Source organism: Pelomicrobium sp. G1, assembly GCF_051905455.1.
In the GTDB taxonomy this organism is placed as follows: domain Bacteria; phylum Pseudomonadota; class Gammaproteobacteria; order Burkholderiales; family UBA6910; genus Pelomicrobium.
Genome location: NZ_JBQACR010000261.1, coordinates 1 through 301, shown reverse-complemented (window position 1 = coordinate 301; position 301 = coordinate 1). Strand labels below are relative to the sequence as shown.

Genomic DNA, 301 nt, shown 5'->3' with positions numbered 1-301 from the left:
ATCCCACTCTCTCGCTGGCCGTGGCCGTGGTGTGGCTGCTGCTCGCCAATTCCGTAGCGCCGGCCCACCTCCTCCTCGCCGCGCTCCTGGGCATCGCCATCCCCCGGCTCACCGCGGGGCTCTTCCCGGAGCGGCTGCGAACCCTCCGCCTGGGGACAGCGCTGCGGCTGTTCCTCCCCTTCCTGTGGGACATCGTGGTGGCCAACGTGGCGGTGGCGCGCATCATCCTGTCGCCGGGATTGCGGGTCAAGCCGAGCTTCTTGGCCCTGCCGCTTTCCCTCACCAATCCGTACGCCATCGC

General features: G+C 69.8%; 1 protein-coding gene. It reads left to right on the top strand.

Features of this window, described 5'->3' with window-relative positions:
* Positions 1–301: Na+/H+ antiporter subunit E (locus tag ACTFO6_RS18425; protein WP_439935828.1), on the top strand; the 301-nt coding region annotated here is incomplete at both ends.